The sequence below is a fragment of the Pseudoalteromonas sp. CNC9-20 genome (assembly GCF_022347875.1).
Lineage (GTDB): Bacteria > Pseudomonadota > Gammaproteobacteria > Enterobacterales > Alteromonadaceae > Pseudoalteromonas > Pseudoalteromonas ruthenica.
The window spans coordinates 139519-159413 of the sequence record NZ_JAKRFS010000002.1 but is presented as its reverse complement, the minus strand read 5'-3'; the positions used below and the strand labels follow the sequence as shown (position 1 = coordinate 159413).

Sequence of the window (19895 nt, the reverse complement as noted above, 5' to 3'; positions counted from 1 at the left end):
GTGAAGATGCAACTAGCAGATAAGATTCGTGCTTGCACTTTATGTGCCGAGCATTTGCCTTTGGCGCCTAAGCCTATTATTCAACTTGATAGTGAGGCACCTATTCTAATTGCTGGTCAAGCACCCGGAGTGCGAGCTCACCAGGCTGGCAAACCGTTTGCCGACGCCAGTGGCGATCGCCTCAGGCAATGGTTAGGAGTCAATGAGCAGCAATTTTATAACCCGCGCTTATTCGCTATCGCGCCGATGGGGTTTTGCTATCCTGGCACCGCTCAGCACGGAGATTTAGCCCCGCGAGAGGAGTGCGCTGTAACATGGCGAGAGCAGGTGTTAGCTGCCTTACCTAAGCGGCAGTTGACTCTTGTCCTTGGTCAGTATGCAATGGCTTATCATCTACCCAAACGTTATAAAACGCTCACCGCTGCGGTGCAAGACTGGCACAGTTACTGGCCACACACCTTAGTATTACCTCACCCAAGCCCTCGTAATAACCGCTGGTTCAAGCGTAACCCGTGGTTCGAACAAGAAATACTGCCGCATCTGCAACAGCGAGTGGCCGATTTACTCTAAGCCCGCTTGCTGTAAATAGGCTTGTAAACCCGATAGCAGCTGTTGATGCTGCTCACGGCTGAGCCCAGATAACAGTGTTTGCTGGGTTTCTACATGAGCCTGGATCACTTCTTTACTAAGTGCTAAACCTTGCTCTGTAAGCTGAACCCAACATATTCGCTTATCCTGTTGATCTTGCGATCTAGTGATCAGCTGCTGTTTTTTCAGCTGGTTTAGGCGGCTGGTCATACTGCCTGAGGTCACTAGCATTTGTGCTAACAGTTGATTGGGCGTGAGCCGATAAGGCGGGCCTGAGCGCCTTAACGTCGCAAGCACATCAAAGCCTGCTTCGGAAAGCCCGTAGCGGCGAAATGTTTTGCTCATTGCTAAGGTCATATGCTTGTGGGCGATTTGCAAACGACCAATTAATGCCATGGTAGAAGTATCTAATTGTGGCATCTCCCGAGCCCACAGCGCTTGTATATTATCTAAATTTTGCATCTTTAGTGAACCAAAACGGCATTTCATACATATTATCTTTAATTCAAGATATATCGGTAACAAGGGGAAAGCAAATTATGAGGTTAGGTTATTTATGGGCGGCGTTGCTGTTCGCGCCATTGTTGCATGCCGGTGATAAAGTATCGGCACAGCAGTTTGTGGATTTGCAACAAGGGGATTCAGTTCATCCGGGCTTTCGCCGAGCCCATGCTAAAGGGATCTGTGTGCAAGGCGAGTTCCGTAATAATGGCGCACTCGCGCAATATTCTTCGGCCCAGATATTTGCCACTTCGGTGACACCGTTTGTGGGTCGCTTTTCGCTTGCCGGCAATAACCCGACCGCACCGGATTTAAAGGCGCCAGTGCGCAGTTTGGCGTTGAGCTTCGCGACCAGCGCTAGCGAGCAGTGGCGCATTGCCATGAATACTCCGCCGGTGATGGCGGTGAGCAATCCCCAAGATTTTTATCAGCAGCTTGTGGCTATTAAATCGGGCCCCAAGGCTATTCAAGCCTTTTTCGCCGAGCATCCCGAAAGCGCTGATTTCTTGGCGTGGAAAGATAGCTACCAACCCAGTGGCAGCTTCGCAGCCGAGACCTATCACAGCATCAATGCGTTTTATTTAGTCGATGACAACGAGCAGCGCCAGCCTGTGCGTTGGCATATGCAGCCGACGGTGTCAGTCACCGATGATGGGCTGAGTGGGCCTAACGCATTACATAAAGAGCTTAAGGCGCGGTTGGCAAAACAACCGGTGGTATTTGACTGGTTATTTACCTTGGCAAGCGCCCAAGACGACGAGCGTAATCCGGCAATTCAGTGGCCAGCAGAGCGTCCGCGTATTAACGCTGGGGAAATAGTGATCACTCAGTGGCAAGCGCAGCAGGACGGGGCGTGTCACAGCATCAACTTTGACCCTTTGGTGTTGCCATCGGGTATCTCGCCCACCGCAGATGCCATTCTTCGGGCGCGCTCGGCCGCTTATGCGGAGTCGTACCGCCGCCGGGCTGTGGAGCAATTGCGCGGTCAAGCAAAGGAGCTAAGCAATGACTAACCGGGCACGATTTACTCTTTCTATGCGTTTATTACATTGGGCGATGGCGTTATTAATCATTGCCATGCTGGCAGCGGGGTTAGTCATGGTGCGCTCGCTTGAGCCATGGCAGTATGAGCTGCTGTGGCTGCATAAAAGTTTTGGCATAGCGGCTGCGCTACTGGTGTTGGTGCGCTTGTTAATTCGCTGGCGCAGCATAGTACCGGCTTTACCCAGTGATTTACCTTATTGGCAACGCCGCGCGGCTAAGGCGTCTCATTGGCTGTTGTATACGCTAATGGTGTTAATGCCGCTATCAGGGCTATTGATGCAGTATTTTGCAGCGCGTCCTGTGAGTGTATTCGATGTAGTGCGCTTGCCGGCGGCGTTAACGGTGGATATTGAACTGTTTTCCTTGTTTCGAGAGTTGCATGGCTGGGCCGCAGGGGTGTTTATAGGACTGGTGATAATGCATATCGCAGCAGCGCTATATCACCATTACTACCGCCGAGATGACGTGCTGCGTAGTATGTGGAAGTGAGTATTACTAGCCCCGAGCGAGCAGTCTCGGGTCAAAGCGAAAGGGCAGGGCTTCAATATTGGGCTCTGCTTTAACAAAAGCAGGATGGCTTGGGTTAAGTAAATAATTATACTCTCGAGGGACTATGGTCGAGGGCACGCTCAATGCCAAGCTGGCTTGCGTTTGCAACCACTGATCGCCAATCAAAGCCGTTTCTTCCGGGGCCGGACTCTCTTGCCAGTTGTCAGGCCAATCTTGCTCGTCAAGGGTGAGCACATCACGGCGTGCAAAGTTAATTTTAAATAGTCTGTAGTCGCTGAGAATGGCACTGTGATTAAGGTGTACCAGAATCTCTAGAATCGCCAGTGACTCGCTGGCGGCGAGGTAAACACAGCGTTGTCCGGGGCTATTCCAGCGCCCGCCAAATAACCGCGCCCCTTCGCCATCAAAGGCCTTGTCCGCCCACTTTTTCTTTACAATACGGTAGCCACTTATCACGCAAATACACCGTGTTCCATGCGCCCGATAAGGTTAATCACCGCTTCTGACTCGGCCATAGTTGCCAGCATATCCAACGGCCGTTTTTGCCCTAGGCCGCGATTCGCTGTGGTTAACCATGTGCGGGTGGCATCACCATCGCCTTCGAACAGGTCGAGCGCCGCCTTATACACTTCGGCAAAGCGATACAAGCGGTCACTTTCTTGCTTATTAAAAAGCCCCGATTTTGCTCTGCGCCTTAGGGTCGCGGGGGCAATAACGGCTGATTGGGCAATGGTGCTTTTATCCACCCCTGATAGTTTGGCTAAGCGGTCATAGATATCAAATGACAATCCTTGTTCTAACGCTTGATATAAACGCTCGCCACGTGCTGGCATGCCAAGCTGCTGCCAAAATCCATCCGGGTGCTTTTGTGGCTTAAAGGATGCAATTGCATTCATGATTTTCTCCACCAAATGATTACTACAAAGTATATCACTTGATATTAAAAGTGATAGTGTTAATTATGCTATTGGCCTCTATCGAGCAGGATCAGAGCACTCTGCAGTGCGTGCTCAGTGGCTGCTTGTGGCTGCCCGAGCGTCGCTTTTACAATCGCCCCCTCCATCAGCATAGCAATGGCTGGTGCGAGAGGTTGCTCGGCTGCGCTCAACATCGCAGCAATCGCCGTTTCAACTTCCTTTTTGTGTGCTCGGCAAGCACTGAGAATATCGCTATGGCTGGCGTCAAACTCGCCGTGGGTGTTGATAAAAAAACACCCACGAAACGGGCCCAGGGCCAGTTCTTGCCCCGAAAACCAACGCCCCAAAGCGGTAAATAGCGCACTCACTCCCTGCTGCCCTCGTTTGTCTTGCACCTGATGACGTAACCAAGCCATAAAGCAGCGATGACGCTGCGCTAAGGTCGCTAAAATAAGCGCTTCTTTACTGGCAAAGTGATGGTACAAGGTTTTCTTTGCCACCCCGGACTCGCTGAGTACGTGATTGATCCCCACGGCATGAATACCGTGGTGGTAAAACAGCCTCAGTGCGGTGTCGATTAAATGTTGTTTTTTATCTTGCATAAGTCACCTCAGAAACAGCTTGACACAAGTAGACCGACTTGTCTATTTTGTTAAAGGAGACAGATTGGTCTACTTTAACAAAAAGGAAGTAATGATGAATAATCCGATAGCCCATGTTCTTGCAGGCATTGGCGCTGCGCTGGCCATTGGCTTGCTCGCCTATTTAGACAGTATGGGAGGTGAGTGGATGTGGTTGATGGCCCCTTTTGGTGCCACCACGGTGCTGGTCTTTGGTGTTCCTGCAAGTGCGCTGGCACAACCAAAAAATGTTATTTTTGGGCACCTGATCACTGCGGCCATAGGTATAACGTTTAGCCAGTATGTGGGTGTGTCACCTATCACTTTAGCCTTAGCGACGGGCCTTGCGGTGAGTGCGATGCTTTTCACAAAGACCACTCACCCGCCGGCAGGGGCCAACCCAGTGTTAATTATGCTCACGCCACAGGGGTGGGAATACTTAATTACGCCAGTGCTCATTGGCGTTGTGATCATCGTTCTATTAGCGCAATTACAGGGCTGGGCGGTCAAAATGTACAGTTATCGCCGGGCGATAAGGAGGGCGTAACCCCCCTTGCTGTTATTGTTATTTACCTCGGCTTAGGTACTTTTCGTTAACCACCAGTGCGACCATGATGATAGCGCCGCCAATACTCAAGCGCAGCACATCGGCATCGCGGTTCCAAATGAGCACGTTAACGAGGATCCCCGCAGGAATAAGGAGATTATTCATCACTGCCAAGGTACCAACATTGACCTGGGTTGCACCCTTATTCCACGCGAAATAGCCCAGCCCGGAAGCAATAAGGCCTAGATAAATCAATACGCTCCATTGCGTGGGTGTACTTGGGAGATTGGCGGTATTGGCAAAAAGAGCGAAACAGCTTAACGCGACCACCAATGCACCCATAAAAAAGCAAGCAAATACATGATGTTGCGACAGATGCTGATGCTTGAGCATCAGTCGTTTATATAACACTTGACCACTGGCAAAGCACAGGTTTGCGGCTTGGACGATAGCAAAGCCAGTCATAAAGCCTTGGTTGATACCGTCGTAACGAATAGCTACCGCACCAATAATGGCCAATAACGCAGCGCAGAAAAAGCCAAGATTAAAGTGGCGATTTAGTGCGTCATTGAGCAGGGTAACATACAGGGGAGTCATCACCGTAAATAGCAGCACTTCGGGGACGCTGAGGTATAAAAAAGAGTGATAGTAAAAGCCATACATCAGCCCCAGTTGAACGCCACCAATGGCCATCAGCCGCCAGGTTAACGACAGGCTTAACTGGCTAATCTTCAAAAACGGTAGTAGCACCAGGGTCGCCAGCGCGATACGGGTTAACACCGAGAACCAGGGATCTACTTGCCCGGCTAAATAGACGCCAATGAGGCTAAATGAAAATGCCCAAAGTAGGGTGGTTGCGAGCAAATAACTCATACACATCAATACAACTTAGAAACGAATTCTCCCATTATGACGCCTGCGCGGGTATGAGCCAACTATCAATACCTTCGCCGCTATTGAGTTGTTCGTGTAAGCGCCTACCGCAATAAATAGAAATGATTTTTATTTGTGATAACCTCTAGCGCTCAAGAAAAGGTCGCTATATTTGCCTTTTCGTCATTATTAGCAAAGCTTTTAGCTGAGCGTTACGTAAAGCCAGTAAAAGTGTGAGTAAAAGGAATGAAGATGATCAGAGCATGGTGCATCTGTTTGCTACTAATAAGCGGCTGCCTATCTGCGCAAACGGCAGTGAACGTGGTTGTTAAAGAGGTCAATACGCAATCTATCGAGCGTACCCTGGCGTTGACAGGGACCTTGCGTGCGGCGCGTCATGCGCAACTGTCGAGCCTAAGTGACGGGGTGGTTACGCAAATCCATGCCCAGGCTGGTGATGAGGTTGCAAAAGGCGCACGCCTGCTATCTTTGGATGCGGCATTGGTGCAGGCGCAGTTACAGGCATTAACGGGCGCCAAGCAACGCGCTCGTATTGCTGTTGATGACGCCCAGCGCCGCTTTAACGAGGCCCAATCGTTATCGCAACAAGCTTTGATGGCAGCTACGGAGCTGGCCGATAGGCAAGCCGCATTGCAAAGCGCCAAGGCTTCGTTGACAGAAGCACAGGCCAACGAACGCTACCACAAAGAATTGCTGGCGCGTCAGCAACTGCACGCCCCCTTTTCCGGTGTGGTAGCTGAGCGTTTTGTTGATGTTGGGGAGTGGGTGACCCGTGGTCAAGCGGTGTTTGAGCTCGTTAGTAGCGAACAACTATGGCTGGATTTGCATATGCCTCAGGAGCATTTTGGCGCTATCGATCTTGCTAAGCAAGTTCGTTTTGAAGTGCCAGGGAAAGCGTCAAGGGGGTTTACAGCTAAGGTTATTGCCAAAGTACCAGTGATAGACAGCGCCAGTCGCAGCTTTTTATTGCGCTTAGCCGTACCACCCCAAGCAGGGCTGCAAGTGGGGTTATCGGCAAGCGCAGAGATTGTGCTAAACAAAACCGATGAGCAAAGTGTTGTGGTGCCTACTGATGCCTTACTGCGCCATCCAGATGGCGGCTACAGTGTGTTTGTTATCAGCGCCGATAAAGCACAGCGGCGTTTTGTGCGCATTGGCGAGCGGATTAACGGCCATATTGAAGTGCTTAGTGGCCTTGAACCAGGCATGAAAGTAGTTACCCAAGGCAATGAATTATTACGCCAAGGGCAAGCGGTCACTGTTGTTCAAGCGAGGGAGCAATAATGTTAGCGGCGTCAGTAAAGCATGCGACTTTGGTCGCCGTTGCCGTGCTCATCTGCGTGATTTTGGGCGTGGTCGCGGCTTTTAAAATACCCGTGCAGATGATCCCTGATCTTGAAGTGCGCACCATTACTGTGGTTACCAACTGGCCTGGAGCAACGCCACAAGATGTAGAAAAAGAAATTCTTATTGAGCAAGAACGCTATCTACGATCGTTGGCAAACTTAAAAAGAATGTCCAGTTATGCCAATACCGGTGAGGCAGAAATTGAACTGGAATTCCCCTTTGGTGTGGACGTCAACGAGGCGCTGATCAACGTCAGTAACGCGCTATCTCAGGTGCCTAATTATCCAGAAAACGTCGACCAACCGGTATTGTACAGTAGTTCGTTTTCAGCTAATGCGTTTATGTTTTTTACCCTCAAACCACAGCCTGGCAACCCGCTCAATATAGATGTTGATATGTTGCGTGATTATGCCGAAGACTTTGTGCGCCCAGAAATGGAGCGAGTCAGTGGTGTTTCCCAGGTAAATGTGCGTGGTGGGGCCTTGTATCAAGTACAAATACTCATCGACCAACAGCAGCTTGCGAGTCGTAACATCAGCTTGGTGGCGGTGCGTGATGCTATTCGCAGCCGCAATCGCGACGCCTCGGCGGGCGATATTGACGGTGGTAAGCGACGTTATTTGCTACGCATGGTTGGGCGCTTTGAATCGGCCCAGGCGTTAGCGGAGCTGGTGATAGCTCAGCGTGATAACACTACGATTCGTCTTAAAGATGTGGCCACTATTAAGCTCGATCATTATGAGCTACGTGATATTGATTATAACGATGGCGAGCGAGCCCTGATGCTTTCGGTACGTCGTGAAAGTGGCTCCAATGTCATGGCGATTAAAGAGCAAATGATGCAGGTCGTTGAGCGCATTAACCAAGATATGTTGGCCAACAATGGTTTGCAATTAACCTTGCTCAGTGACGATGTGCGCTATGTTAAAGGCTCAGTAGAGAATGTATGGACGAACTTGGCCCTCGGAGCACTGCTAGCAACACTGGTGATGTTTTGGTTCTTGAAAAGCCCACGCTCGACCTTAATTGGTGTGCTAGGCATCCCGATATGTACCATAGCCGCATTCTTAGGATTGCTGCTGTTTGAGCGCACCATCAACGTTATTTCTCTTGCCGGGGTGGCATTTGCCATAGGTATGACCGTGGATAATACCATTGTTGTGCTGGAGAATATTGAACAAGCTCGTCGGCGTGGCCTCGATAAGATCAACGCGGCAATAGCCGGAGTGCAAGAAGTGTGGCCGGCGGTGGTGGCTTCAACCTTGACCACGGTGTTAGTGTTTGCGCCGATTTTATTTATCCGCCAAGAAGCAGGACAGTTATATTCTGACGTGGCCATCGCAATTTCTGCAGCGATTATAGCGTCAATGCTTGTGGCGCTGATGGTTGTTCCCGCTGCATGTGCAAGGTTTACGCAGCACAGTGCGCAACGCGGTGAGAACCTGGCCAAACCCATGGCACTGCCACGGGCCATAGTGACTATGCTCGCGCATCCTACTCAGCGCCGACTGTGTATCGTCATAGGCGTATTCGCGCTGCTTGGCGGAGCTTGGCTGCTAATGCCCAAAGCGGAGTATTTACCCGAAGGGGAAGAGCCCAAGGCTTTTTCCATGATGATTGCACCGCCGGGTTACAACCTCAGTCATATGCAGAAAATTAGCGATGAGCTGCTGCCCTACTTTAACCGCCATCTTAATGACGATGGTACTGCTTACAACGCCGGGGAAACGGCTATGCCGCCGCTAAAGTATTACTCCATGTCGGTGGGGGTAGGCAGTATTTGGTTTTTAAGTGAACCTAAAGATCCGCAACATATTGAGGCCATGATGGCGGCCATCACCGATAAATTCAAAAGCTACCCAGGAATGCGCGCTTTTTCCTCCCGGGGCTCAATCATATCCAGCAATGACGGTGGCACCCGCGCTGTGGCTATTGATATTAGCGGCCCCGAGCAAACGGCGTTGTATCGCGCTGCCGATGCCGTGTATCGCCTTGCCAGTGAGGTGTTTGACAACCCCCAAGTTGACTCCGAACCGTCATCGCTGACCCTGGACCAACCGCTTATTGAAATCAAACCACGCTGGCAGCGCCTCGCTGAGGTGGGTGTAAGCGCTGAGGAACTCGGTTATACCGTGGCCGCACTGAGTGACGGTGCCTATGTTGATGAATTGATCCTTGATGATGATAAGGTCGATGTGTTTCTTTTCTCCGAGGCTGGTAATCGCCAAAGTTTGGCACAATTAGCCCAATCACCGGTAGTGACGCCACAAGGGATACTGCCATTGAATGCCTTGGCGGATTTAGAGGAAAAAGCGGACAGTGACAGTTTACGCCGTGTTGATGGGCGGCGCACGGTCACCGTGTATATTATACCGCCTCGCGATGTGGCCTTGGAAACAGCACAGCAACGGGTGCGTGAACAACTGTTGGTGCAGTTAAAGCAGCAAGGCGACTTATTACCGGGAGTGAATGTGAGTATCGGTGGCGCAGCCGATCAGCTCGACAAGACCCGAGCTGCACTAAGCAGTAACTTTATCGTCGCGCTGGCGCTGTGTTACTTGTTGTTGGTCGCTATTTTCAAACACTGGGGTTATCCACTGTTTATTATGGCCACCGTCCCTTTAGGTATGGCCGGTGGGCTGTTGGGCTTGGTGATGATCAACGGTCTCGGAGGGCTATTGGCGGGCTTTCATCAGCCTTTCGATATGATCACTATGCTGGGCTTTTTAATTCTCCTTGGCACGGTGGTGAATAACCCTATTCTTATTGTTGACCAAAGCCGACGCAACATAGAGTCTGGCGCCCAGTCCGTGCTTGAAGCGGTTACTAACGCGCTGCAAACGCGCTTAAAACCTATTGTTATGTCGACCATGACGACTTTGTGTGGCTTAGCTCCGCTGGTGTTTATTCCCGGCGAGGGGTCGGAGTTGTATCGTGGTGTGGGGATGATCGTGCTGTGCGGGATTGCGGTATCAACATTGGTCAGCTTAACCGTGTTGCCAGCGCTGTTGGTAAGTCTGCTGAGACATAAGCAACGCTAAAGCAAAGCCCACCGCAGGGTGGGCTTTTTATATCATTAATAATGGCCTATGACTGGTATTATTGCCCTAGGACCGAGAATAGCTTTTTCAGCTGCGGCATGTATTCTTCTACCAAAGCAATATTAGTGTCGCTGACATCCTCACTTGCTTGGTTTGCGCTGCCTATGGCACCGAGCAAAGAGTTGGTCTTGTTGCTACTGCCAGAAAGGCTTTGTAGGCCGCCCATAACCTCATCAACACGGGCCTTATCTTCGGCGGATAAATCGCCTTTAACATTGGCTAAATACGCTGCAGTCACTTCACTGCCGACACTGATCAGTTGCTCAGGGGTAAAGCCATAGCGGCTGATCACATCGGCAAACTGTTGGTAGCTGTCGGTATTTTTCAACATCGCAATGGCGCTATCACTCATTGACTTGTTGTTTTGCTCGCTACCTTGGGCGCCGAGTAGGGCGGCACCATCAAACTGCTGCCCTTGCTTATCTGCCCAATTGGTCACAGCAGGTGCTGCCTTAATAAAGTTTTCGACGTCTTTTTCCGTTAGCTCTAGCGCCAGAGCCTGAGCGCTGGTAAAGGCCGTGGTAGCGACCAGTGTAAGCGCCATCAATAAATTCTTCATTGTTCTCTCCATGCAGGTATTGTGTAGGTGGTGTCGTTATTGTCTAAATTCACTGAGTTGGGCCTTGGCGCGCTCAGTGATAAACTCAATGTCATCAATGATAGTTCAAAGTCGTTAAGGCAAGATGAATAGATGTTGCAGATATCTAATACGGTGACCATAGACGAATGGGAAGTGGAGCTGTCTGCCATCCGCTCGCAAGGGGCCGGTGGTCAGAACGTCAATAAGGTGGCAACGGCGATCCATTTGCGCTTTGATATTAACCGCTCGAAATTACCCGACTTTTATAAACAGCGGCTACTGGCCTATCGCGATAGCCGTATCACAAAAGACGGGGTGGTGGTGATCAAGGCACAAAGTCATCGCACTCAAGAGCTCAATCGGGAAGAAGCACTTAAACGTTTAAAAGAGCTTATTTTGGCCGCCACTAAGGTTGAGAAAAAGCGCCGCCCCACCAAACCTACACGCAGCGCTCAGCGTAAACGTGTGGACAAAAAAGTGCAGCGTGGGCGTACTAAGCAATTGCGCAAAATACCCAAACTTTAAAGGCGAGAAAATGCCTTAATTAGGGTGGCTAATTGGCATCGCACCAAGTAATGTGGTGAAAGTAATTGCAGCCACCTTACAATGAGCCACGGAGGCACAATGGATTTGCTCAGCACACTTAACCTAGCATACCCAATTATTCAGGCGCCTATGGCGGGAGTACAAGGCGAAAAGCTCGCCATAGCCGTTGCTCATGGCGGTGGTTTAGGCTCCCTTCCTTGTGCCATGCTCAGTGAAGAGCAAATCATGGCGCAAGTCAGTGAATTTCGCCAACACACCCAGCGTGCCCCAATTAACCTTAACTTTTTCTGCCATTCTATGCCGAGTTTAAATCAGGCTGAGCAAAGCCGCTGGCAGCAATTGTTAGCACCTTATTATCAGGCACTTGAATGTCACCCAAACGATGACCTAGGGGTGCTCAGGCAACCGTTTTCTGCGCAGCATGTTGCTGTGCTGGAGCAGCTTCGCCCGGAAGTCGTAAGCTTTCATTTTGGCTTGCCTGAAGAAAAACAACTACAACGTGTAAAAGCAACCGGTGCTGTGGTGTTATCCTCAGCGAACACGTTAGCCGAGGCGCGCTGGCTCGCCCAGCATGGGTGTGATGTGATTATTGCTCAAGGTATTGAAGCGGGAGGCCATCGTGCGATGTTCTCATCAACGCTTGCTGAGCAGGGGACAACGGCGCAATTGTGTCAGCAAATCCTGGCTGCCAAAGACATTAACGTGCCAGTGATAGCTGCGGGCGGCATTACTCAGGCTGAGCACGTGGCACATTATATGCGTTTGGGAGTCATTGCTGTACAGGTAGGCACCAGTTACCTGTTGTGTGATGAGGCCACTACTAGTGCTGTGCATCGTCAAGCGCTGCGCGCAGAGCACCGGCAAACGGCAATAACCAATTTATACTCTGGCCGCCCAGCGCGGGGGATCACCACCTCTTTTATGCAAGAGCAAGGCTTTATAAGCGACCAAGTCCCTGCTTTCCCCTACGCCAGTGCCAAGCTTGCACCGTTACGTGCTAAGGCGCAGACCTTGGGTAAAGATGATTTTACGCCGCTATGGAGTGGCACCGATCGCAGTGGCTGCCACGCCATAAGCGCAACCGAACTGACTCGGGATTTAGCTGCACAACTCAAATAGCCGCGTCAATGAGCGGCTAATTATCATTAGGTAATAATCTGCGCATCAGGGATGGTGCGCTTGATGTAGGTTTTTAAGTCGTCCACGTAGTGGCTATCAAATACAAGGCTGACTTGGCCCCCGCCGTTGTAGGGCAATTGGAATAGGCCTTTGTCATCACACGTGTCGATAACGACTTTACGGATCTCATGCACCGGAAACAAGGCTTCGCCAACACTGAGTAGCTCTTCTTCGACCTTGATGTGCTCGAAAGGATTAACGAGCTGTTCACCCATACCATAACGATAGCGATGCCACAGCAGGGGAACATTAATTAAACCCGCAGCTCCCCATAGGCGGTAATCATCGCGAACAAAGCCAGCGACCAATAGGGTGATGGCTAACAAGGCGAGCACCCACATCCACCATCCTGTTTTTCCTAATTTGCTAAATGCGCTATGCATGGCCCATCCTTCTGCTTACTAGAGATATTCATGGTAACGGGATTGGCGAGTAAGGAAAAGCCCTGTGCTGCTACGAAGAATAAGCCGATGTATCACTTAATTTGCGGGAGCGGCAGCAACCGCAAACCAAGACCCACTGATAGATATCCCAGAAAGATACATGGCCCGGGTCAGCTTCGCCTGTTTGTGCAGCACAGGGGGAAGTTCACTGTTCAAGGGAACAATAGAGATGTTATGTTATAACAACTTGGTTTTCAACCCCAATTCGGGTAAAGCCTCAGAATTGTTAGGTAAAGGTATGATGGCGCGTGGCCGCAAAGCGATTCAAAATATGGTGGATAACATACACCAGACATAAACTGGCGGTGATCGCTACACACACAGAGCTGAAGCGGTACAATGCGCTATATACCAAGTCTTGGTTTGGCGCGAGTGATTGTCCGAATAAAATGCCAAAGGTGGTGATAACGCCAAATCCAACCCCCGGCATACCACCTCCTAATACATGGTAGCGACTAAAGACAAAGGTAAGGATCCATAACACCAATATTGGAAACACCAGAATCTGGCTATAGGTAAACAAGAGTAATTGCGCTGCCAACGCCAAGTTGCAACCGATTAACGTGCCGATAGCGCGTTGCCAACCCGCCATTGATGCCGCTTTCCAACACAGTGGAAAGAGAATCAAAATAGAGGCGGCCTGGGCCGATACCGAATCTTGTAAATCCAGTATCTGAAAAACCATAAAAGAGAGGGTGGCGACGGTGGCACATAACAGCACCTCATGGCGGACACTGGCTGCATCTTTAGCGGCGCGCGAGATGGGCGTGCGCGCGCTTACATCGGGAAATAACCAATGCATAATATAGGCGCTGACTAGGCTCACAGTTACTGCCAAAAAGTTACTAAAGATCAATGGATATAAGCCCAAGCCGGTGGCGCTGTAACTGGCGAAATGTAGTTGAATAGATAGCCCAACCACACTCATGGCGCCGAATAGGAAGTGGGCACCGCGACTCATTTGATAAAATAACAATGCAAACATGGCAAAAGCCAGTATCGACATCAGAATTGGATGAAAACCAAATAAGCCTTGCAGCACCAATACCGCAAAGCCACAAAACAATGCACTGGCGATAAACTGGCGGACAATATGCGCATTTATGATTGGTACTAAACCCAGCAACAGCATAGGGTAGACCGTAAAGAAAATACCATTGGGCCAATTAAACAGCTTACTCAAGCTAAACCCGAGCGTTGCGCCGGTGGCGATGCGGAGCATTTGGCGAATGTCGTTGGCGGTTAGGCTCATGGCGCAGCTCCTTGGTTAATAGATATAGTGCATTAGGCTCACGGCCTGAATTTGTGCGTTGGCTAGCAGTTGCTCCACTGGGTCATCGGGCACGATTTGCACTGTGGCTCTCGCGCCACTGGCAAGGTGGGTTGAGGTAAACTCATCATCGAGTTGCAAATGTACGCGTTGACGTTGGGCATCACGGACCCAGCGGTTAGAGGTTTCGACCTCAGCTAGGATCCCATTGGCGCTGAGCTGCCCGGCGCTTGAGCCTGCGGCAAGCTCGCTGACATGGGCTGCAAACACTTGCCCGGGTAGAGCATCGAAGCTGACTAAGGCGCGGTTGCCGACACGCACGTGATACAGCGATTTTTCACGAAAATCAGCGGCCAAGTCTAGTTGCTCGGTCACCAGCCCCGTCATCGCCATTCCTGCTTTGGCATAGGTACCTGTGGTCACTTGTAGATTGCTAATAATGCCATCATGAGGCGCCACCACTTCGGTATAACTGAGATTCAGCTGTGCCTGCTGCAGCTGATTACGGGCCTGTTGCCAAGCGATATTGTCCTCACCGTGCGCGCCGCGCTTTATTATCAGTGCTTGCAGCTTGGCTTTTACGGCACTGACCTGTGCCTGGGCACTAGCCAGAGTGGCACTGATCTCATCACTGCGCTGCTGCGAAATAGCCTGTTTACCAAGTAGGGTACGGCTGCGTTGATGTAGGCTTTGCTGCTCATGTAACTTGGCTTGAGCCGCCGATAAGTCGGCGCGCAAAGCCTTGATGTCAGCATCGAGCTGTTGGTTTTGCTGTTGCACTTGTGCCAAGGCCAGTTCGGCTCGTTTTACGGCAATTTGGTATGGGCGAGGGTCGATACGCATGAGTACCTCCCCTTGGCGCACATGTTGATTATTGCGAACCGCCACAGTAACAATTTTGCCATTAACCTGCGGGGTGATTTGCGTCACTGGGTGGTAAACGCGCGCCTGTGGTGTCATTGGCATGTATAAATCAGCAACAATAAAATAGCCAAAGCATAGGATAAACAGCATGATGGCTATTTTAACGTAGCGTGCGAACTGCTGATCGGGAGTCGGTTGCTGGCTCACTCTTGGTCCTCCATAAATTGATTGGCATTGTCTTCTAAGGCCACTAGGCCAAGCGCCATCATATTAAGCTGCTCATCGCTCAACCCTCGGTATAAGTGAGTTTTGACCTCGCTGATCCGCGCTTTGAGCGCCGATAATTGCTGCTCACCTTGCGCTGTGAAATACAGGCGCCGACAGCGCTTATCGTGCTCATCGACACGGCGCTCAATCACCTGTGCGCGCTCCAGTTGTTTCAGGGTGCGGGTGAGGCTTGGCATTTCTATATCTAAGCTAGTGGCCAGTTGGTGCTGCGTACAGCCTTCGCCAAGATGGTGCATATGCATCATTGCCGTCCAACCCGGTTGTGTGAATCCAAGTGGCTCAACGGCGACAGATAACGCTTGACGGCAGATACGGTGAACGCGGCCAAGCTTGCCACATAAGCTTAAGTCGAGGGTTTCATGAAAAGGAATATCAGCCATGGTGCAGCGCTCTCATTTAGTTAGCAGGCTAAGTATATTACAATAGTTAGCACGCTAAGTAAATATTCGTGGTTATTCGCCAAGACTATGTCGGGGGACTCAACCTGGGTGTGAACCCTTAGAAGGGTGATGTAGTTAGCAATAAAAAGGCAATTTGTTGACTGTTAAGCAGCGCGCATTTATGGGAGTTTGATGTTACTTGCGCAGCTATCATCATTGTCGCGATAGTGTGAGTAAGACGAGGTTATCAAAGCGCTCCGAGTGCCCCATTGGGCTTATATTTCACTTAAAGAAAGGGGCCACAGCTTCACTGTAAACCCCTTTGACACTTTATTGATGTGCCAGTTACAGCGGCAATACCTCGAACACGGCCACATAACTGCCACGGCGAGTTTGTGCCGGAGCTTTGGCTTGCTGGTCTTCATACTCGGCTTCAAACCAGTACATTCCTGGCTGCGTAAATTGCAGCTCAATTTGACCATTATCATCGGCGGTTAACTGTGTGGCGATGTTGCTATCACGATACCGCTCGCCTTGGCGCACTAAGGTTACCTTTGCCCCAACTGCAGGCTGGCCGTCGATCAGTAGCTGCATAGGCGCACTTTCATCAACGTATAAATCGTTCGGGTGGGTTAGGGCATTAAGCTCGAGCCCTTGGCCGCTAGGGGTAATTGCCGTGTCATTAGGAGCCCCAAGGGTGACGAAGGTCTCCATGCGACGAGCAACATCGCTCACTTGCAACTCTTTGGCATCGCTGGGTACTTGCTGTTTGAACTGCGCTAAAGTGCCGGTCTTTCCACGGCCTGGCCAATAATGGCGCTCGCCCTCTGCATCCACCCAGCGGGCGACAATGGAGCGGCTGGCGTTAAATACGCGGTAGGTTCCTTGCTGCTGTAGGTGCAGATCAAACACACTGCGATAGCGAAGCTTGGCGCTATTTTCTAAATCCACTGCTTGGCCATCGGGGCCAATTGCAGTCAGTCGCTCAAGCGGATAGGCATAATGGTCGGGATTAAAAATGCCGTTGGCGATTGCGGCGTCAAAGGTGATCCATTCATCATCACCTGAAACCACTGTGGTACTTGGTTTAAGCCACACTCGGTGGGCGTGTGCTGATTGGCTAATAACGGCTGTGGTTGCAAGGGCGGTGCATAGCGCCGCGCTGATAATTGTTGCTAGCTTCACGTGTTAGGCTCCATAGTTAATGTAATTGTGCCGAGCTCATGCTGGCCTTGCTCGGTATGGTGTTGTGATTGGGTTATCGGTAATGTCAGGGGAATGCGGATCAACTCGCGCCCGCCTAATTCCCTCGCCGCTTCTACATTGAGGGTGTACTCACCATCAGGGAGAGCGGCCAATTGCGCTGCGAAAGGGCTTAAATCAAGGGTGGCCACGCCAGGGCGGCGCGTCGCGCCGGTGACGCCATCGACAGGGAGCGACAAGCTGCGACCACTGCGACGCCACCATAAACGCAAATCTTTTAACCACTTCTCACCCTCACGGTCAGCGAGCTTGGTGTCATACCAGATGGCTAAATCAAGCACCGCTTTGCGCTTGCTATTGGCTAACCACACGGCCACATAAGGGGGGTGATATTCGGCCACGCTTAAGCGGGGAATTTCGACTTGCAACTGGTTCGCTGACGCCGCGTGGGCAGGTAGCACCAATACCAAAGCGGGTATACCTAATCCCGCTAGTACCAGTGGCCACGTTGATTTGCGGCCTTTGGCATAACGTTTTAGTAATAACAGCCCGGTGATCGAAAAAACGATGCAGGCCACAGAGAAAAGATCAATAAACATACTCCACCACATACCGGTATTCCGGCCCTTATGTAAGTCATTTAGATAGGCTACCCAACCACGGTCGGTAGCTTCTTGATAAAATTCGCCGGTATCTAAGGTCACGGTAAACCAACGGTCACCCCCGGCTTTGGGCATGGCCACATAAAGCTCAAAGTCACTCCACTCAAGCTGTTTATAACTGGCAATAGACTGTTCGGTTTGACCTTGATACCAACGCTGAAAACTCTTTGGTAGCTGCTCGTTGTTGGCGGCGGCTTTCAATTGATTGAGGATGGCATCGGGCACTTGCGCTTCAATTTGCTGCACTTGTGCGCGGGACTCAATGCTCGCGGCATGGTTTAGGGTGATCCCTGTAACAGCAAAAAGCAGCATGCCAATAAGGCACACTGCTGAACTGATCCAATGCCAAGCTTTGAGATCCCAAAGCTTACTACGTTTGGCCATTTAGAAACTCCAGGCTAGCGACGCCCAGTAGCGACGTCCGTCTTCGATGTAGCCATATTCATCTTCACGAATTTCCTTATCAAAGAGGTTGTACACCCCAAAACCTAAGCGTACTGAATCCATGACTTGGTAGTTGGCGCCTAAATCTGCAGTGGTGTAAGACGGCGCAATGAGGCTCGACTGTGAAGGGCCGGTTGTCGGTTGGCTTTCCTCACCGCGATAATGCACGCGCAGCCAAGTGCCTAAGGCATCACTGGCTTGCCAGTTGAGCGACGCTTGTGCCAGGTGCTCCGGTAATTGGTTCAACGGACTGCCGGCGTATTCACCGGTTTTTTGTTCCGAGTCGGTGTAGGTATAGTTAAGCGCCATCTTGACCGTGCTGGCGAGCTGGTAGTCTAGTGAGACTTCTACCCCTTGAGTGGTCGCCTCATCAACATTGGTATAGGTTGTTGGCAGTGAACCAAACTCATTGGGCCCGTCGGTGCACTTTGTTAACGGGCAAGCTACGCGAGAGATTTTATCGTCAAACTCGTTATAAAAAACCGTGGTCGATGCACTTAAGCCTTGCTCGGTATCTAGGTAAATCCCCATTTCATAGTTGAGCGAGGTTTCAGGGCTTAAATCAGGGTTACCATAGATGTTGCCGCCCCGGCTAACTTGGCCCCAAGCAGCGGTTGTTTGTCGTAGATTCGGTGCTCTGAAACCACTGGAAATACCGCCTTTAACGGTCAGAGTGTCATTGGCGTTGTACACCGCATACAACCTTGGGCTGGTATGGCCGCCGAATTGTTGGTCTTTGTCGTAGCGCAGCCCCGCAGTCAAGGCCAGCTTCTCGGTGGCTTGGAACTCATCTTCTGCAAATACCGAGTACATATCGTTATCAATTTGCGTGAGCTCACTAATACGGTTGCTGGTGTTATCTTCTAAATCTTCACGTTGGTAGGCCACGCCGGCACTCATTTTGTTGTGCTCATTAATAGGCAAGGTCCACAAACTTTGCACATCAATGTTTTCAACAATCATATCCCGTGACTTGTTGTCGTACTTATCGTATTGCGCATAGCTAAATGACTGGCCAAAATCCCAATAACCGGTGTGTGAGAGTGAAATGGTTTGATTATCGTACTCGGTTACGGTGGACTCTGGGCAGCCACGACGGCCGCAACTTTCCCCTGGAGCCAGTGGCTCTACGGTTTTGCCCAAGGTGGCATCCAGAGTTTGCGATGCACTGGCAATGTCGAGTAAAAAACTGTGGGCATCACTGGGTGTGAACGATAACTTAGCTTGATAATTCTCCGCTTCTTTACCGCGAAAGCCGCTGTAAATATCGTCTTCATCGCGGTTGCTGAATTGGCCATACACTTGCAGCCCCAGCTTTTCAGGGATCAGTGCGCCGGCGGCAAAGAAGTTGGCTTGGTGAATATCACCCGATTCACTGCTTTCTTGCATGGTGGTATCCAAGCGCAGTTCACCGTACCACTGCTTAGGGGTTTTGCGAGTAATAATGTTGATCACCCCACCGATGGCATCGGAGCCATACAGAGATGACATGGGCCCGCGCACCACTTCGATACGCTCTATGGCGGCCAGTGGCGGTGTCCAGGCACCTTCAACCCCTGGGCCATCGCTATTCGGGCGAGTTTCCCGTGAGCTCTGGCGTTTGCCATCAACAAGAATCAGGGTGTATTGGCTGCCCATACCCCGTAGGCTGATGTCTTCACGGTCGCCGCCACCGGTAACAACCACCCCAGGGACGTCGGTCATCGCATCGGTTAAGTCGCGGTAAAAGCGTTGCGAGAGCTCCTCGCGATCGATTACGCTAATAGAGGCGGGGGCATTTTTAATAAGCTGCTCGTAACCCGAGGCGGTTACCACGATTTTTTCCATGTCGTTATCAGGTGCTTGGTTAGCATGAGTACTGGTGCTTAAAGTAGCGAGCGCAGCGGTGATAGCGAGGGATAACGGGGCGATACGACGTTGCACCGTGAACATTGGGGAACCTCCGTGGTATAATTAAGGTAAATGAT

At 50.9% G+C, this 19895-nt stretch carries 21 protein-coding genes; 8 read left to right on the top strand and 13 right to left on the bottom strand.

Features of this window, described 5'->3' with window-relative positions; translation table 11 throughout:
- The first annotated feature begins 6 nt into the window (after positions 1-6).
- Positions 7-570 carry a uracil-DNA glycosylase family protein gene (locus MHM89_RS04295; protein WP_045980032.1) on the top strand — a complete coding sequence of 188 codons (564 nt, stop codon included), beginning with the start codon at positions 7-9 and terminating at the stop codon, positions 568-570.
- On the opposite strand, the gene MHM89_RS04290 is transcribed toward MHM89_RS04295, so the two are convergent.
- Positions 562-1050 carry a MarR family transcriptional regulator gene (locus tag MHM89_RS04290; protein WP_239408183.1) on the bottom strand — a complete coding sequence of 163 codons (489 nt, stop codon included), beginning with the start codon at positions 1048-1050 and terminating at the stop codon, positions 562-564. The two genes, MHM89_RS04295 and MHM89_RS04290, sit on opposite strands and share 9 nt — an antisense overlap.
- A gap of 77 nt (positions 1051-1127) precedes the next feature.
- Here MHM89_RS04290 and MHM89_RS04285 point away from each other — a divergent pair, with 77 nt between their 5' ends.
- Positions 1128-2102 carry a catalase family peroxidase gene (locus tag MHM89_RS04285; protein WP_239408182.1) on the top strand — a complete coding sequence of 325 codons (975 nt, stop codon included), beginning with the start codon at positions 1128-1130 and terminating at the stop codon, positions 2100-2102.
- On the top strand, positions 2095-2622 hold the full coding sequence (locus tag MHM89_RS04280; RefSeq protein ID WP_053909468.1) for a cytochrome b: 528 nt from the start codon (positions 2095-2097) through the stop codon (positions 2620-2622). Before MHM89_RS04285 ends, MHM89_RS04280 begins: the two co-directional genes overlap by 8 nt.
- A 6-nt stretch (positions 2623-2628) precedes the next feature.
- Here MHM89_RS04280 and MHM89_RS04275 read toward each other — a convergent pair whose 3' ends face one another.
- From MHM89_RS04275 to MHM89_RS04265, 3 genes are all read right to left on the bottom strand, one after another.
- Complete coding sequence (locus MHM89_RS04275; RefSeq protein WP_239408181.1) at positions 2629-3099, bottom strand: RES family NAD+ phosphorylase; 471 nt, start codon at positions 3097-3099, stop codon at positions 2629-2631.
- The gene (locus MHM89_RS04270; protein ID WP_022943508.1) at positions 3096-3539 is read right to left on the bottom strand and encodes an antitoxin Xre/MbcA/ParS toxin-binding domain-containing protein; all 444 of its coding nucleotides are present in this window, start codon (positions 3537-3539) and stop codon (positions 3096-3098) included. Before MHM89_RS04270 ends, MHM89_RS04275 begins: the two co-directional genes overlap by 4 nt.
- Before the next feature lie 68 nt (positions 3540-3607).
- Complete coding sequence (locus MHM89_RS04265) at positions 3608-4162, bottom strand: TetR/AcrR family transcriptional regulator (RefSeq protein WP_239408180.1); 555 nt, start codon at positions 4160-4162, stop codon at positions 3608-3610.
- A 94-nt stretch (positions 4163-4256) separates the two neighbouring features.
- On the opposite strand from MHM89_RS04265, the gene MHM89_RS04260 reads away from it, so the two are divergent.
- Positions 4257-4727: an HPP family protein gene (locus tag MHM89_RS04260; protein WP_239408179.1), complete on the top strand. Its 471-nt coding sequence runs from the start codon at positions 4257-4259 to the stop codon at positions 4725-4727.
- An 18-nt stretch (positions 4728-4745) separates the two neighbouring features.
- Here MHM89_RS04260 and MHM89_RS04255 read toward each other — a convergent pair whose 3' ends face one another.
- Complete coding sequence (locus MHM89_RS04255; protein ID WP_239408178.1) at positions 4746-5600, bottom strand: carboxylate/amino acid/amine transporter; 855 nt, start codon at positions 5598-5600, stop codon at positions 4746-4748.
- A gap of 252 nt (positions 5601-5852) precedes the next feature.
- On the opposite strand from MHM89_RS04255, the gene MHM89_RS04250 reads away from it, so the two are divergent.
- Positions 5853-6905 carry an efflux RND transporter periplasmic adaptor subunit gene (locus tag MHM89_RS04250; protein ID WP_238319683.1) on the top strand — a complete coding sequence of 351 codons (1053 nt, stop codon included), beginning with the start codon at positions 5853-5855 and terminating at the stop codon, positions 6903-6905.
- Positions 6905-10009 (top strand): efflux RND transporter permease subunit, encoded by a 3105-nt coding sequence (locus MHM89_RS04245; protein ID WP_045980040.1) that lies wholly within the window; start codon positions 6905-6907, stop codon positions 10007-10009. Before MHM89_RS04250 ends, MHM89_RS04245 begins: the two co-directional genes overlap by 1 nt.
- Before the next feature lie 58 nt (positions 10010-10067).
- On the opposite strand, the gene MHM89_RS04240 is transcribed toward MHM89_RS04245, so the two are convergent.
- Complete coding sequence (locus MHM89_RS04240) at positions 10068-10628, bottom strand: short-chain dehydrogenase (protein ID WP_239408177.1); 561 nt, start codon at positions 10626-10628, stop codon at positions 10068-10070.
- 132 nt (positions 10629-10760) lie between these two features.
- Between MHM89_RS04240 and arfB the strand changes: the two genes are divergently transcribed.
- Positions 10761-11174 carry an alternative ribosome rescue aminoacyl-tRNA hydrolase ArfB gene (gene arfB, locus MHM89_RS04235; protein WP_022943501.1) on the top strand — a complete coding sequence of 138 codons (414 nt, stop codon included), beginning with the start codon at positions 10761-10763 and terminating at the stop codon, positions 11172-11174.
- 99 nt (positions 11175-11273) lie between these two features.
- Positions 11274-12314: a nitronate monooxygenase gene (locus MHM89_RS04230; protein ID WP_239408176.1), complete on the top strand. Its 1041-nt coding sequence runs from the start codon at positions 11274-11276 to the stop codon at positions 12312-12314.
- A gap of 26 nt (positions 12315-12340) precedes the next feature.
- Here the strand turns inward: MHM89_RS04230 and MHM89_RS04225 are convergent, their stop codons facing one another.
- The 7 genes from MHM89_RS04225 to MHM89_RS04195 form a co-directional block, all read right to left on the bottom strand.
- A complete protein-coding gene (locus tag MHM89_RS04225) occupies positions 12341-12757 on the bottom strand; it encodes a hypothetical protein (protein ID WP_138508177.1) in 417 nt (138 codons plus the stop codon).
- A 286-nt stretch (positions 12758-13043) separates the two neighbouring features.
- The gene (locus tag MHM89_RS04220; protein WP_022943497.1) at positions 13044-14069 is read right to left on the bottom strand and encodes a DUF2955 domain-containing protein; all 1026 of its coding nucleotides are present in this window, start codon (positions 14067-14069) and stop codon (positions 13044-13046) included.
- A gap of 15 nt (positions 14070-14084) precedes the next feature.
- A complete protein-coding gene (locus MHM89_RS04215; RefSeq protein ID WP_239408483.1) occupies positions 14085-15101 on the bottom strand; it encodes an HlyD family secretion protein in 1017 nt (338 codons plus the stop codon).
- A gap of 53 nt (positions 15102-15154) precedes the next feature.
- Positions 15155-15619, bottom strand: coding sequence for a MarR family transcriptional regulator (locus tag MHM89_RS04210; RefSeq protein ID WP_239408175.1), 465 nt, complete (start codon positions 15617-15619; stop codon positions 15155-15157).
- Between the two features lie 345 nt (positions 15620-15964).
- Complete coding sequence (locus MHM89_RS04205; protein ID WP_239408174.1) at positions 15965-16804, bottom strand: DUF4198 domain-containing protein; 840 nt, start codon at positions 16802-16804, stop codon at positions 15965-15967.
- Complete coding sequence (locus MHM89_RS04200; protein WP_239408173.1) at positions 16801-17868, bottom strand: PepSY-associated TM helix domain-containing protein; 1068 nt, start codon at positions 17866-17868, stop codon at positions 16801-16803. Before MHM89_RS04200 ends, MHM89_RS04205 begins: the two co-directional genes overlap by 4 nt.
- Positions 17869-19860 (bottom strand): ligand-gated channel protein, encoded by a 1992-nt coding sequence (locus tag MHM89_RS04195; RefSeq protein WP_239408172.1) that lies wholly within the window; start codon positions 19858-19860, stop codon positions 17869-17871.
- Positions 19861-19895 lie beyond the last annotated feature (35 nt).

Bases quoted from the DNA above. Each gene is read 5' to 3' on its own strand.
- MHM89_RS04245 (WP_045980040.1), top strand. From the start codon at position 6,905: ATGTTAGCGGCGTCAGTAAAGCATGCGACTTTGGTCGCCGTTGCCGTG.
- MHM89_RS04215 (WP_239408483.1), bottom strand. From the start codon at position 15,101: ATGCTGTTTATCCTATGCTTTGGCTATTTTATTGTTGCTGATTTATAC.
- arfB (WP_022943501.1), top strand. From the start codon at position 10,761: ATGTTGCAGATATCTAATACGGTGACCATAGACGAATGGGAAGTGGAG.
- MHM89_RS04250 (WP_238319683.1), top strand. From the start codon at position 5,853: ATGATCAGAGCATGGTGCATCTGTTTGCTACTAATAAGCGGCTGCCTA.
- MHM89_RS04265 (WP_239408180.1), bottom strand. From the start codon at position 4,162: ATGCAAGATAAAAAACAACATTTAATCGACACCGCACTGAGGCTGTTT.
- MHM89_RS04260 (WP_239408179.1), top strand. From the start codon at position 4,257: ATGAATAATCCGATAGCCCATGTTCTTGCAGGCATTGGCGCTGCGCTG.
- MHM89_RS04295 (WP_045980032.1), top strand. From the start codon at position 7: ATGCAACTAGCAGATAAGATTCGTGCTTGCACTTTATGTGCCGAGCAT.
- MHM89_RS04230 (WP_239408176.1), top strand. From the start codon at position 11,274: ATGGATTTGCTCAGCACACTTAACCTAGCATACCCAATTATTCAGGCG.
- MHM89_RS04280 (WP_053909468.1), top strand. From the start codon at position 2,095: ATGACTAACCGGGCACGATTTACTCTTTCTATGCGTTTATTACATTGG.
- MHM89_RS04285 (WP_239408182.1), top strand. From the start codon at position 1,128: ATGAGGTTAGGTTATTTATGGGCGGCGTTGCTGTTCGCGCCATTGTTG.
- MHM89_RS04270 (WP_022943508.1), bottom strand. From the start codon at position 3,539: ATGAATGCAATTGCATCCTTTAAGCCACAAAAGCACCCGGATGGATTT.
- MHM89_RS04225 (WP_138508177.1), bottom strand. From the start codon at position 12,757: ATGCATAGCGCATTTAGCAAATTAGGAAAAACAGGATGGTGGATGTGG.
- MHM89_RS04210 (WP_239408175.1), bottom strand. From the start codon at position 15,619: ATGGCTGATATTCCTTTTCATGAAACCCTCGACTTAAGCTTATGTGGC.
- MHM89_RS04240 (WP_239408177.1), bottom strand. From the start codon at position 10,628: ATGAAGAATTTATTGATGGCGCTTACACTGGTCGCTACCACGGCCTTT.
- MHM89_RS04200 (WP_239408173.1), bottom strand. From the start codon at position 17,868: ATGGCCAAACGTAGTAAGCTTTGGGATCTCAAAGCTTGGCATTGGATC.
- MHM89_RS04220 (WP_022943497.1), bottom strand. From the start codon at position 14,069: ATGAGCCTAACCGCCAACGACATTCGCCAAATGCTCCGCATCGCCACC.
- MHM89_RS04255 (WP_239408178.1), bottom strand. From the start codon at position 5,600: ATGAGTTATTTGCTCGCAACCACCCTACTTTGGGCATTTTCATTTAGC.
- MHM89_RS04195 (WP_239408172.1), bottom strand. From the start codon at position 19,860: ATGTTCACGGTGCAACGTCGTATCGCCCCGTTATCCCTCGCTATCACC.
- MHM89_RS04290 (WP_239408183.1), bottom strand. From the start codon at position 1,050: ATGCAAAATTTAGATAATATACAAGCGCTGTGGGCTCGGGAGATGCCA.